Below are 11,516 nucleotides of genomic sequence, written 5' to 3'. Positions count from 1 at the left end.
GGCCTTGGGCCCCTGAGCCTGCCGGTTCTCCCGGATCCTGAAGTCCATCGCACCCCTTGAGCTGAGGTGTTGCAACGACCACTAGAACGGAAGTGCACGGGTGCGGGGCCGACGCGTGCCCGGGGGCGTACGCGCACGTCATCGCCCGTCGCGCAGCTCCAGGACGTACGCGGCGGTCAGCGCGACGGCGCGGTCCGCGTCCTGCGCCAGCTCCGCGAGGGCGCGTGCCGCGGTGGCGCCCGGGACGTCGGCGAGCGCCTGGGTGAGCCGTCGTCGCCCGGCCTGGTCGGTACGGGTGCGGGCCAGCCGGTCGACGAGTGCGGCGGCGATCCGGTCCGCCCCCGCGGCGCCGTGCGCCAGCGTGCTCAGCGCATCGGCCGCGTCCACGTCGTTCGCCCCGTCGACGACCATGTCGACGAGGGTGGGGACCGCTTCGGTCACCCCGCGGCCGGCGAGCACGGGCGCGGCCCGGCGCCGGACCGCGACGTCCTGGTGGGCGAGGGCGCCTTGCAGCAGCGCGGTCGCCGTGCCGTCGGGGAACTCGGCGATGGACTGCACGGCCCGCTCGCGCACCTCCGCGTCCGGTGAGCGCAGGCCCTTCGCCAGCAGCGCGAGGGCGCGGTCGCCGGACTGCGCGAGGGCCCACCGCAGCGCCCCGGCCACGTTCGGGTCGCTCTCCCCGAGCACCGACTCCACCAGGGTCGCCACCGGCACCGGGGCCTCGTCGACCGCGGTGAGGGCGGCGCGCTGGCGCTTGCCCGCGCTCTCGGAATCCAGCGCCTGGAGGAGGGCGACGACCTGGAGGACCTCCTCCCAGCCGGTGGGTTCGGCGGCTTCGATCCGTTGCAGCCGGGCCAGCAGCTCCGTCTCCGCCGCGATGCGCTGGAGCGTCCGCCGGGTGAGGTCCTCGACCAGCTCCGACGGCGCGAAGCCGGGGTCGTCGAGTGCCCGCTTGACCTCGTGCAGCGACAGCCCGAGGGACCGCAGGCTCTCGATGTGGAAGATGCGCTCGATGTCCGCGCTGGAGTACTCGCGGTAGCCGGCGTCGGTGCGGTCCGACGGCCGCACCAGGCCGAGCGATTCGTAGTGACGCAGCATCCGGGCGCTGACCCCGGACCGCCGCGCCACCTCACCGATCAGCACGGAGCCTCACCACCGCACCTCGTCGGGGCCGAGGGCCACGACCCGCTTCGCCTCCTCGACCGCAAGCGTGAAGCCGGCTTCCGGGTCGCGGTAGAGCTGCTCCGTGGCGATCGCGTGGGCGCGCACGGCCGGGTCGGGGTCCTCCATCGCGGCGTGCAGGGCCGGCAGGACTTCCTCGCCGAGCCCGATCAGCGCCCGGCTGAGGCTCAGCCGGGTCTCCCGGCTGCCGCGGGCGAACTGCGTCGTCAGCACGGAGGCCAGCGCGCACTCCTCGCCCTCGGGCACGAACGCGACCGCGGTCCGCCAGGCGGCCCGCGCCACCTCGTCGTCGGCGTCGAGCAGCAGGTCCCGGGTGATCGACGCCCAGGTCCGCGGGTCGCCGATCTTCGACAGGGTGTGCAGGGCCTGGCTGCGGGCCTGGGCGAGCGGCGAGCGGAGTTCGGGCAGCAGCCGGGGGACGGTCGCGGCCGGGTCGTGCCGGGTGAGCGCCCACGTCAGCATCTCCCGTACGGAGAACTCCGGCTCGATCGCGCACCGCGCCACGAGCGAGTCGACGGCCCCTGTGTCGGGGGCGGGGTTCATGCCGATCGCGAGCGCGGCGCGCAGCCGTATCGACGCGTCGCCGTCCGCGAGCGCCCCGAGCGCGCCTGCCGTCTCTGCGGTCATCCGGACCACCTCCTTGCCCCCAGTGAAGAGCTTGCCACCGTGTCAAGGTCAAACGGTGCCCTTGTGCGGCGGGCCTGGGCGCGGTTTCGCCGTGCGGCGGGCCCCGAGGCGTCAGGGCTGCCCCTTTTGCAGGCGTCGCATGAAGAGGGTGAAGCCGGCCCACAGGGCGATGGCGCCCGCCACCAGGAGCCAGCCGAGGTGCCGGCCGGTGCTGAGGGTCAGGGCGGTGACGAGGACGACGAACAGCGCGGCGAAGGCGTTGACGCCCCTGACGTAGAACCGGATAGCGGCCTGCCGCTCCGTGCTCCATCCCATGCGGTCCACGGTGATCACCTTTCGCGCGGTTTCCTTCGACGGACGGGTGAGCCGGGGAGGAACCCCTGCGGGATCCCTCCCCGGCCGGTGGAGCGTTAACCGGTTGTGGTGCCGAACCGAGTGCGGCGCTTCAGCCGAAGATCGTGTCGACGAGGCCGGAGGCGGCTTCGCCCGCTCCCCACGCCCCGGCGAAGCAGATCGGCTGGCCCCACATCGACATGCCTCCGGTGGGGATGGCGCTGCCCAGCAGGACGGCCTCGCAGGCGAGGAAGAAGCCACCGCCGGCGAGGAAGCCGGCGACGTCGCCCCACAGGCCGACGGTGTCGCCCGTCACCAGTCCGTGGACGGCGCTGAAGCCGTCGCCGACCCAGCCGAGCGCGTCCACGCCGCCGCCGATGGCGTCGACGATGCCGCCGATGCTGAACAGGCCGCTGGGGTCGATGAGGTTGGTGGGGTCACCGGAGGCGTACAGGTACGGGTTGGTCTCCACGCCCGCCGGGTCGGGCTGGGTGAAGCGCCCGGTGTTCGGGTCCAGGTAGCGGGCGCTGAGGTGGTAGAGCCCGGTGGGGTCCTGGTAGCCGCTGGCGAAGCGGTACGGCTGGGGCACCTGCTCGCTGATGGAGCGGGTGACGCCGCGCGGGCTGTAGTCGTAGGTGTTGACCTTGTCGCCCGCCTCGTTGACGACGGCGCGGGTCGAGCCGATGGCGTCGGTGAGGTAGTAGTACGTGTGCACGGTCCGTGCCGGGCCGTGCGTGCGGAAGGAGTTGAGCTTGCCCCTCGGCTCCCGGACGAAGTTCGTGTCCACGCCGCCGGTGGTCTTCGCGGAGAGTCCGACGGGCCCGTGGTGGAAGAGGGTGCCGCCGAACTCGGTGCGCTCGGACTGGTCGGTGGAGGCGTAGCGGCCCTGGTAGGTCGTGCCGCCGTGGGTGAGCGAGGTCAGCTGGGAGAAGTCGTTCCAGTGCGCGCCGGTGCGGGTCGAGCCGGGGGTGGGTGCGCCCGCGGTCTCGTTGCCGGCCCCGTCGTAGGACCAGCCGCTGGTGCTGCCGTTCTTGCCGGTGATCTGGGAGGCGTCGTTGTAGGTGTACGTCGTGCCGCCCGGGCAGCCCGCGGCCGTGCCCTGCGAGGTGAGGTTGCCGGCCTTGTCGTAGCAGTACAGCCAACTGTCGTTGACGGCCGCGCCCTTGGTCTCCTTGGTGAAGGTGAGCCGGCCGGCGGAGTCGTAGCTGAAGGCACGCTTGAGCCCGGCGACGGCGTCGGTCTCGGTGCGGATGCGCCCGCCGTCCTTGGTGGTGGTGCCGCTGGTGTAGGAGTAGTCGTAGGCGAGGTCGAGCAGGGTGCCCTTGGCCGAGGTCGCCTTGATGCGCTCCGGGCGGTTCGCCTTGTCGCGGGTGACCGTCTCGACGGTGCCGCCGGGGTAGCTGGTCTTGGTGCGGGCGTCGTTGGCGTTGTACTCGTACCCGGTCTTCTTGCCCTGCGGGTCGGTCAGCGACTCCAGCCGGTTGACCTTGTCGTAGGCGTAGCGCACGGTGCCGGCCGGGTCCGTGTACGTCTCCAGGTTGCCCTCGGGGTGGTAGGTGAGGACGGTCTGCGAGCCGTTCTGGAGCGTGCGCACCGTCTCGCGGGAGAGCGGGTCGAAGGCGTACGTCACGATGCCGGTGGCGTCCGAGCGCTGGCGGAGGTTGCCGTCGCCGTCCCAGGCGTAGTCGGCCCAGCCGGTGGGGCCGGCGACGCGGGTGATGCGGTCGCGGTGGTCGTAGGTGAAGGTCGTCTTCGTGCCGCGGCCGTCGGTGGCGGTCGCCACCCGGCCCGCTTCGTCGTACGTGTAGGTGCTGGCGCCGATCGGGGCGGGCGGGGCGACCTTCACCAGGTTGCCCCTGGCGTCGTACGTCGCCTTGGTCGCCTTGCCGTTGGCGTCCTTGATCTCGCAGCGCTGGCCCTGGAAGCCGCCGCAGGTGGGGGCCGCGGGGTTGTACGCGAAGGTGCGGGTCCCGCCTTCGGGTCCGGCGACGGTCTCCTTGGTGGTGTTGCCCGCGTCGTCGTAGGCGTAGCTGATGTCGACGCCGTCGGCGCTGTTCATCTTCCCGGGCAGGTCGGCGCCGCCGATGGTGCGGTAGCCGCTGAGGGAGGAGGTGGCGCCGGTGGGGAGCTTGGCGGAGGTGGGGTTGGAGCGGGCGTCCCAGCCGTACGCGGTGACGTTGCCGGGGGTGCCGCCGACGCCCATCGCGTCCGTGGCGGTCTGGAGGTTGCGGTTGGCGTCGTAGGTCCGGTCGCGCGTCTTGCCGAGCGCGTCGGTGACCTTGGTGACCTCGCCGTCCGCGGCGTGCGCGTACGTGGTGGTGTTGCCCGCCGGGTCGGTGACCGTGGTGGAGCCGGCCTTGTTGGGCGCGTCGGCCGAGTAGCGGTAGGTGTAGGTGGGGCCGGTCTCGCCGGACCCGTTGAAGTGGGTGGCCCGCTTCATCGACGTGACGCGGTTCTTCGCGTCGTAGGTGAAGACCGTCACCCGCCCCTCGGGGGTGGTGATCTTCGTCAGCCGGCGGTCGGCGTCGTGGCCGAACTGGGTCGCCTTGCCCTCGGAGTCGGTGACCTTCGCGAGGTCCCCCGACGGGTTGAGGTCGTACACCACGGTGCGGCCGGCGTTGTCCTTGGCCTGCCACTGCGCGGGGAAGGTCTTGACGAGGTCGATCCAGCGGCCGGAGCGGGACTCCGTGAGCTTGAAGCCCTTGTGCTCGCCGCCCGCGTCGTGCTGGGTGACCAGGACGTGTCCGCCGTTGCGGTCGGTCACCTTCACCAGCGTGCCCTGCGGGCTGTACGTGTCCTTGGTGCCCGAGCCGCGCTCGGTGACGACGTACTCGCCGTTGGCGGACTTCGCCAGGTCCAGGCGGTGGCCCTCGGGGGTGGTGTAGGTGCCGTCGGCCTTCTTCGGGAAGGTGACGGAGGCGCCCGTGGCGTCGTACAGGACGACCCTGTCCGCCTCGATCTGCACGTACCGCTCGTAGTTCTGCCACCAGCGCTGGGAGACCTTGCCCCAGGGGGCGTCCAACGAGTTGTACGTACGCGTCAGCCGCAGCGACTTGCCGACGCCCGAGAGCTGGAGGTCGGTGGCGGCGAGCATCAGGTTGCCGGTGGAGTAGTTGGTCCGCACCACCAGGGAGTCGGTGACGCGCACGTCGGAGATCTGGTGCCACGGCACCTCGCCCTGACCCTTGGGCACGACCGCGGCCAGTGCCTTGGCGGTGGGCTGCGACGCTTCGGGCACCGGGGCGCTGCGGGCGCTGGCGGCGCGGTCCCGCTGCGCCGTGCGCCACCGGGCAACCTCGGCGGACGTCGCGCCGCGCACCGAATCCGGCGCCTTGTTCTTGCCGACCTTCACCGGCGGCATCGCCACCGGCTGGCCCCTCTTGCCCCACGCGGAGGACGTCTCCCCCGCCCGCTTCTCCGGTGCGCCCTGCGCCAGGGCCGGCACCGCCGAGACGACGAGGGCGACGGCCACGGATGCGGCGACCATGACGCGGCGCGGAGCGGGACGGCGACGTCTGTGCGTTGTTCCTGTGGTGCCTGAAGACATACGTCTCCTCCTCAGGAATGCAGACCACAGCAGCCCCAACGGCCACTGGGCACCGGCACGGTAGGCATGCCCCCGCGCCAATTACGTGTACATGCCCAATGGTTGAGCGCTTTTCGGTCGGTCTCGTCGACGACGATGTCGATGAATCCCTCGACAGAACCGCCGTGAATGTCCACAGGTCGATCTGCGCCACCAGGGGCGACGTCCGAGCACCCGGATTGGCGCGATGCGTGCGGCCCATCGCGTGATACCGCGGCCCGCACTCCGATCACCCCCCGCCCGTCCCGCGTAGGGTCGGACCATGAGCCGAACAGACCGCGCCAGCAAGGTGATCACCGCTCCTCCGACGGCCGTGTACGCGGCGCTGCTCGATCCGGCCGCCCTGGAGGCGTGGCTGCCGCCGGAGGGCATGAGCGGGCGGATCGAACGGTGGGACCCGCGGCCCGGTGGCGGATTCCGGATGGTCCTCACCTATCTCGACCCCGTCGACAGCCCGGGCAAGACCTCGGACGCGACGGACGTCGTCGAGATCGACTTCGTCGACATGGCACCGGACGAACGGGTGGTGCAGCGGGCGGTGTTCGAAGCCGAGGACCCGGCGTTCGCCGGCGTCATGACGCTGACCTGGGCGCTCACCGCGGTCGACGCGGGCACCGAGGTGACCGTCACCGCGGCCGACGTGCCGCCCGGCATCAGCAGGGCCGACCACGAGGCGGGGCTCGGCTCCTCACTGGCCAATCTGGCGGCGCACGTCACCGCGCGCTGAGGCCGATGGCAGGTGCTCAAGCGTCTGTGTTCAGCTGGGCGGTCCCCTGTGAACCGTGGGGTTCGACACGGGTTCTGCCCACCTGGGCGGGGTGGCGTGAGCGTGGAAGTGGAATCCCGCGCCGAGTGCTGCTCCGCGTGGCCGGTGGTGGGTGTGCTGACCGTGGTCACGCCCTGGTGCCGGTGGGCTGCGCGGGCAGCCGGGCCGCGTGCGGCGATGCGTCGCCATGCGCCTTGACCACGGTCGCCCTGCCACCGGCAGGACGGGCAGATGGCCCACTTCCAGCCGGAGCCGCGGGAGAAGTCGCTACTGCGCTTCGTGTTCTCCACATCCACCGAGGAGAACCAGCGCTCACGGTCGACCCGGATGAACGGGATCTCGCCGTTCAAAACCCCACTGGCGAAGCGTCATCGGATGCATCCCGAGACGCTTCGCGGCCCTGGACATACGCAGCAGCTCCACACCAGCAGCCAAGTCGACACAACACCAGGGACAACTAATGAAGTTGCTGAGCCTTCGTCGAGCGCCCACGGGGAAGAATGAAGACGACCTCATCCTTCTATGAGGCTTGGGGCTTCGAGTGGAGGTCGGACGGGTGAGCGGGCTGGAGACGCACGAGCTGCGCTGCTTCATCGTGCTGTCCGAGGAACTGCACTTCGGACGCACCGGGCGGCGGTTGTACATCACGCAGAGCCGGGTCAGCCAGCTCCTCGCCGCCCTGGAGCGCCGGATCGGCGCCCGCCTGGTGGAGCGCACCAGCCGTCGCGTGAGCCTGACCCCCTTCGGCGAACGCTTCCTCACGGAGCTGCGCCCGGCGTACGAGCACCTGGAGTCGGTGGTCGAAGCGGCCCGGGCGGCGGCGAGGGGCCGTGCGGACACCCTGCGGATCGGCTTCCAGTGCGCGGCGAACGACCAGCTGACGCGGGCGGTCTCCGCGTTCCGCGAGGCGTGGCCGCAGACGGGGACCCAGCTCACGGAGCTGCCGCTGGCGGATCCCTTCGGGGCGCTGCGCCGGGGCGAGGTGGACACGGCGGTGGTGCCGCTGCCGGTGGAGGAGCCGGACCTGGAAGTGGGCCCGGTCCTCTCCACCGGGCAGCAGACCCTGGCGCTCGTCTGGCGCCGCGGCGAGTCGACCCCGCCCCTCCGGGCCTTCGCCGCGGCGATCACCACCGCGAGGAACCTCGCAGCGGCGTAGCCCCTACGGGGTTCGCCGGGGGCGCGGCAGCGCCATGGACGGTACGCAATCACCGCGACCGCGCGCTGTCTGTGGCTGGTCGCGCAGTTCCTCCCCCTGTGCCCTGCGGGCACAGGGGCACCCCCAGCGCCCCTGAATGCTCACGCCCTGCGGGCGTAGGCGGGCCCGGCGGCCCCAGCGCGTACGGGGAACGCAGTTGCAGCGGCCGTTGCCCGATGGGGAAGTTCCACCGGCCCGCAGGCAGGCGATGGGCTGAGCGAAACAGGGGCGCGGGGAACTGCGCGACAAGCCACGCACGGTCCGCAGAGGCCAACGCACCCGCACCGCTACGGCGAGCACGCCACCCGCACCCCACGCACCCGCACCCGCACCCCGCCCCGGCTCACCCCCTCCGCACCTCGAAGAGAAAGCAGCCGAACTCCACCGCACGCACATGCACCAGCACCACGCCCTCCTCCTCGAACGCCTCCCCCAGCGCCCGCTCGAAAGCGCCGTTCGCGTCGGCCGGGACCTCCAGGATCCGGCCGCCGACGATGCGGCCGTCCGCGTCGTACCTGCGCAGCGCCCGCAGCGCACCCGTTCGGGCGAAGGGGTAGCCCGGCTGCCCCTCCACCGGCCCCCCGCACTCCTGCGCGTGGATGAAGACCGGGCCCTGCTCGTCGTAGGCACCGGGCCGCGCGCCCCGCTCCGCGGCCCAGCGCCGCAGCGGGGCGTACGACACCAGCGCGATGGAGTCGCCCTGCTCGCTCGCCCGCAGGCAGCACCGCAGGGGCCGCCCGCCGCGGTCGTCGGTGAAGGGGACGCAGGGGCGCCCGGCGTCATCGGTGGCACGCAGTTCCACGAGGGCACCGGCCTCGATGGGCAGAAAATGGTGGGTGGTGGGGGCCGCAGAGGCGGTCGTCGTCGTCATGCGACGAGCCTCCCCCACCCCGCCCTTTCCGTCCGGCGGGATTCGGACGTTGCATTGCCCCAGGTCACGGCCGGGCGATACTCACAGGCCCGTACCGCACCCGCCATGGAAGGATGGCCGCAAACACCACATATATCCGAGGAGACACCGCGTGCCTGGCACGAACCTGACCCGCGAAGAGGCGCAGCAGCGGGCGCGCCTGCTCACCACCCACTCGTACGAGGTCGACCTCGATCTGAGCGGGGCGCAGCAGGGCGGCATGTACCGCTCGGTGACCACGGTCCGCTTCGACTGCGCCGAGGCGAACGCGCACACCTTCATCGACCTGGTGGCACCGGCCGTGCACGAGGTCGTCCTGAACGGCAACGTCCTGGACGTCGCCGCCGTCTTCCGGGACTCCCGGATCGACCTGAAGCACCTGCCGCAGGGCCCGAACGAGCTGAAGGTCGTCGCGGACTGCGCGTACACGAACACCGGCGAGGGCCTGCACCGCTTCGTGGACCCGGTCGACGAGCAGGCGTACCTGTACACCCAGTTCGAGGTGCCGGACGCGCGCCGGGTCTTCGCGAACTTCGAGCAGCCGGACCTGAAGGCGACGTTCCAGTTCACCGTGAAGGCCCCGCAGGGCTGGACCGTGATCTCGAACTCGCCGACGCCCGAGCCGACGGGCACCGACGGCGACGTCTGGCGCTTCGAGCCGACGCCGCGGATGTCGACGTACGTCACGGCCCTGATCGTCGGCCCGTACCACTCGGTGCACAGCAGTTACGAGCAGGACGGGCAGACCGTCCCGCTGGGCATCTACTGTCGGCCGTCGCTGGCTGAGCACCTGGACGCGGACGCGATCTTCGAGGTCACGCGGCAGGGCTTCGCCTGGTTCCAGGAGAAGTTCGACTACCCGTACCCCTTCGCCAAGTACGACCAGCTCTTCGTGCCGGAGTTCAACGCGGGCGCGATGGAGAACGCGGGCGCGGTGACCATCCGCGACCAGTACGTCTTCCGCTCCAAGGTGACGGACGCCGCGTACGAGGTGCGCGCGGAGACGATTCTGCACGAGCTGGCCCACATGTGGTTCGGCGACCTGGTCACCATGGAGTGGTGGAACGACCTGTGGCTGAACGAGTCGTTCGCCACGTACACCTCCATCGCCTGCCAGGCCGCGGCGCCCGGCTCGCGCTGGCCGCACTCGTGGACGACGTTCGCGAACTCCATGAAGACCTGGGCGTACCGCCAGGACCAGCTCCCGTCCACGCACCCGATCATGGCGGAGATCCGGGACCTGGACGACGTCCTGGTGAACTTCGACGGCATCACGTACGCCAAGGGCGCGAGCGTGCTGAAGCAGCTGGTGGCGTACGTCGGTGAGGACGAGTTCTTCCGCGGCGTCCAGGCGTACTTCAAGGCGCACGCCTTCGGCAACACCCGGCTGAGCGATCTGCTGGGCGCGCTGGAGGAGACCTCCGGGCGCGATCTGAAGACCTGGTCCAGCAAGTGGCTGGAGACCGCGGGCATCAACGTGCTGCGCCCCGAGGTCGAGACGGACGCCGACGGCGTCGTCACCTCCTTCGCGGTGCGCCAGGAGGCCCCGGCGCTGCCGGCGGGGGCGACGGGCGAGCCGACGCTGCGTCCGCACCGGATCGCGATCGGCTGCTACGACCTGGACGGCGACGGCCGGCTGGTGCGGACGAACCGCATCGAACTGGACGTCGACGGAGAGCTGACGGACGTGCCGTTCCCGGCGGGCACCCGGCGTCCCGCGGTGATCCTGCTGAACGACGACGACCTGTCGTACGCGAAGGTCCGCCTCGACGAGGCGTCGCTGAAGGTCGTCACCGAGCACCTCGGCGACTTCGTCGAGTCCCTGCCGCGCGCGCTGTGCTGGGCGTCCGCGTGGGACATGACGCGCGACGGCGAGCTGGCGACCCGCGACTACGTCGCACTGGCGCTGTCCGGCATCGGCAAGGAGACCGACATCGGCGTGGTGCAGTCGCTGCACCGCCAGGTGAAGCTGGCGATCGACCTGTACGCGGCGCCGGCCGCGCGGCCGGCGCTGCTGGACACCTGGACGCGGGAGGCGCAGGAGCGGCTGCGCGCGGCCGAGGCGGGCAGCGACCACCAGCTCGCGTGGGCGCGCGCGTTCGCGGGCGCGGCCCGTACCGACGAGCAGCTCGACCTGCTGCGCGCGCTGCTCGACGGCACCGAGACCATCGAGGGTCTGACCGTCGACGCCGAGCTGCGCTGGACGTTCGTGGGACGGCTGGCGGCGACGGGCCGGCTGGACGAGGCGGGCATCGCGGCGGAGTACGAGCGGGACCGCACCGCGGCGGGCGAGCGCCACGCGGCGGCGGCCCGCGCCGCACGGCCGACGGCCGAGGCGAAGGCCGAGGCGTGGGCGTCGGTCGTGGAGCGCGACGACCTGCCGAACGCCATGCAGGAGGCGGTGATCGCGGGCTTCGTCCAGACGGACCAGCGGGACCTGCTGGCGCCGTACGCGGCGAAGTACTTCGCGGCGGTCAAGGGCGTGTGGGAGTCCCGCAGCCACGAGATGGCGCAGCAGGTGGCGACCGGGCTGTACCCCTCGCTCCAGGTGTCGCCGGCGACGCTGGAGGCGACGGACGCGTGGCTGGCGTCGGCGGAGCCGAACGCCGCGCTGCGGCGTCTGGTGCTGGAGTCGCGCGCGGGCGTGGAGCGCGCCCTCCGCGCCCAGTCCGCGGACGAGGCAGCCCGCGCCTGACGCCCGGCCGGGCCCCTGGAGCCACCCGCTCCGGGGGCCCGCTGTGGCGGTCCGTGAGAACGCTGAGGTCTCGGCTACGCGCCGTAGCACTAAAGCCCGTACCCCGACTGCGGCCCGTCTATGGCTTGTCGCGCAGGACCTCGACGTCCTCGGGCTGGTTCAGGCTATGGTGCCGAGGAACTGGATCGTGGTGATGTGGCCGGCGCCGATCAACGTCATGAC

The 11,516-nt window shown here is 71.8% G+C and carries 8 protein-coding genes; 3 read left to right on the top strand and 5 right to left on the bottom strand.

Annotated features, from left to right (window positions below):
- Positions 1–138: 138 nt before the first annotated feature.
- The 4 genes from AB0E05_RS36230 to AB0E05_RS36215 all read right to left on the bottom strand — a co-directional run bounded on the left by AB0E05_RS36230 (position 139) and on the right by AB0E05_RS36215 (position 5,629).
- Complete coding sequence (locus AB0E05_RS36230) at positions 139–1,143, bottom strand: MerR family transcriptional regulator (RefSeq protein ID WP_361971839.1); 1,005 nt, start codon at positions 1,141–1,143, stop codon at positions 139–141.
- A gap of 6 nt (positions 1,144–1,149) precedes the next feature.
- Entirely contained in the window at positions 1,150–1,809 is a 660-nt protein-coding gene (locus tag AB0E05_RS36225; protein WP_361971837.1) for a HEAT repeat domain-containing protein, read from the bottom strand.
- Between the two features lie 111 nt (positions 1,810–1,920).
- Positions 1,921–2,124, bottom strand: coding sequence for a hypothetical protein (locus AB0E05_RS36220; RefSeq protein WP_361971835.1), 204 nt, complete (start codon positions 2,122–2,124; stop codon positions 1,921–1,923).
- 130 nt (positions 2,125–2,254) lie between these two features.
- The gene (locus tag AB0E05_RS36215; RefSeq protein WP_361971833.1) at positions 2,255–5,629 is read right to left on the bottom strand and encodes an RHS repeat-associated core domain-containing protein; all 3,375 of its coding nucleotides are present in this window, start codon (positions 5,627–5,629) and stop codon (positions 2,255–2,257) included.
- Between the two features lie 361 nt (positions 5,630–5,990).
- Here AB0E05_RS36215 and AB0E05_RS36210 point away from each other — a divergent pair, with 361 nt between their 5' ends.
- Positions 5,991–6,455, top strand: coding sequence for an SRPBCC family protein (locus AB0E05_RS36210; protein ID WP_361971831.1), 465 nt, complete (start codon positions 5,991–5,993; stop codon positions 6,453–6,455).
- A 595-nt stretch (positions 6,456–7,050) separates the two neighbouring features.
- Complete coding sequence (locus tag AB0E05_RS36205; protein WP_361971829.1) at positions 7,051–7,650, top strand: LysR family transcriptional regulator; 600 nt, start codon at positions 7,051–7,053, stop codon at positions 7,648–7,650.
- 382 nt (positions 7,651–8,032) lie between these two features.
- Here AB0E05_RS36205 and AB0E05_RS36200 read toward each other — a convergent pair whose 3' ends face one another.
- A complete protein-coding gene (locus tag AB0E05_RS36200; RefSeq protein WP_361971827.1) occupies positions 8,033–8,560 on the bottom strand; it encodes a DUF1203 domain-containing protein in 528 nt (175 codons plus the stop codon).
- Between the two features lie 151 nt (positions 8,561–8,711).
- Between AB0E05_RS36200 and pepN the strand changes: the two genes are divergently transcribed.
- Positions 8,712–11,294, top strand: coding sequence for an aminopeptidase N (gene pepN, locus AB0E05_RS36195; protein WP_361971825.1), 2,583 nt, complete (start codon positions 8,712–8,714; stop codon positions 11,292–11,294).
- Positions 11,295–11,516 lie beyond the last annotated feature (222 nt).

Origin of the sequence: Streptomyces sp. NPDC048057, assembly GCF_040653095.1 — a bacterium.
GTDB lineage: Bacteria > Actinomycetota > Actinomycetes > Streptomycetales > Streptomycetaceae > Streptomyces.
Note: the sequence above shows the minus strand (reverse complement) of the source record. Positions and strands in the feature narration are given on the sequence as shown.